The following is a 1,275-nucleotide window of genomic DNA, read 5'->3' as shown; positions in this document are numbered from 1 at the left end:
AACCGCGTAGTTTACGACATCTCGAGCAAACCGCCCGCAACGATAGAGTGGGAGTAAAATTTAGGCGTTTTTGCGCCTAAATTTCATTTCAAACCGACTTAAATTTAATAATAAGAGATAATCCTTATCAATAAATCGTCCGAAAATTTTAGCTACAATGACGCGTAAATTTACGAAAGGAAGAAAAATGAGTAAAATTTACAATCTAAACTCCGACACGAAAGTGATCGCAAAAAGCGTCGTTAGCAAGAGAATTTTTGATTGCGAGAACGCTCACGTCGACGTGTTTGCCTTTGACGCGGGCGAGGAGCTGGATCACGAGATGCTATTTTGTGACAGTCTCGCGTGGGTCGTAGAGGGCGGCGCGAGTTTGCACTACGGCGAAAAGCAAATGCATCTAGGCGGCGAACAGGCCTGCCTCATAGAGAAAAAAGTGTGGCGAAAACTAGTTTTCAACGAACCGACGAAATACGTCTCAATCGATTTTAAGGAGGACTTAATGATAGATCATTTACCTAAGGCGGCTATTTTTAGCCTAGTGGACGCAGTCGAATACGAAGAAGGCAAAATCGTGAGCAAAACGCTCGTCAAAAACGAAAGCGGCTCGATGTCGTTACTGTCGTTTTCAAAGGACCAACAACTCTCCACTCACGCGGCTCCGGGCGACGCGCTTCTGGTCGCGCTTGACGGCGAGATGAAGCTAACCATCGGCGACGAGCATTTTGATATCAAAAAGGGCGATACCATCGTGCTTCCGGGTAAAATCCCGCACGGGCTAAAGATCCCGGAAAAATTTAAAATGTTACTCATCGTAACAAAAGATAAGATGTAGAGTTTCGGGGCGATTGCCCCGACTCGTTTAGGAAATATATGGCAAGATTTATAATAGATGACGAAAACATAAGCGTAGATAATCTAGCGACGCTAAAAAAGCTAGGCGAAAAAGATAAAATTTATATCGTAACCAACAATAGACAAAAGCTAAGCATCTCCGTTTTGGCGTGGTTTCTGGCGCGAAAAATCAAAATAAAAATCATACTTTTACAAAGCGCTCACAAGGACTATGCCGATAAAATAATTACGTTTTTAATGGGCAAACTCTCGCACAAAAAAGACAAAATTTACATCGTCAGCAACGATAAATTTTACGACGACGTGATAGAGTTTTTTAATAAACAAGATAAAAACGGCGGCAAATTTCATAAACTCAAATTTGACTTCAACCGCTCGCATACGGCGCAGCTCATCGAAGAAAATCAAGACGAAATCGCGATC

Annotated in this window: 3 protein-coding genes; all 3 read left to right on the top strand. The window is 42.4% G+C overall.

Features of this window, described 5'->3' with window-relative positions:
• Nucleotides 1-57 (top strand): hypothetical protein (locus tag Q0314_RS11310; protein ID WP_366114654.1); only part of this gene is annotated, 57 nt, incomplete at its 5' end.
• Nucleotides 58-187: 130 nt separating this feature from the next.
• Nucleotides 188-832 carry a cupin domain-containing protein gene (locus tag Q0314_RS08285; RefSeq protein WP_298058175.1) on the top strand — a complete coding sequence of 215 codons (645 nt, stop codon included), beginning with the start codon at nt 188-190 and terminating at the stop codon, nt 830-832.
• Nucleotides 833-870: 38 nt separating this feature from the next.
• Nucleotides 871-1,275, top strand: a 405-nt coding sequence (locus Q0314_RS08280) for a PIN domain-containing protein (protein WP_298058173.1), incomplete at its 3' end; no start/stop codon positions are given.

The organism is uncultured Campylobacter sp., from assembly GCF_938040115.1.
GTDB lineage: Bacteria > Campylobacterota > Campylobacteria > Campylobacterales > Campylobacteraceae > Campylobacter_A.
Note: the sequence above shows the minus strand (reverse complement) of the source record. Positions and strands in the feature narration are given on the sequence as shown.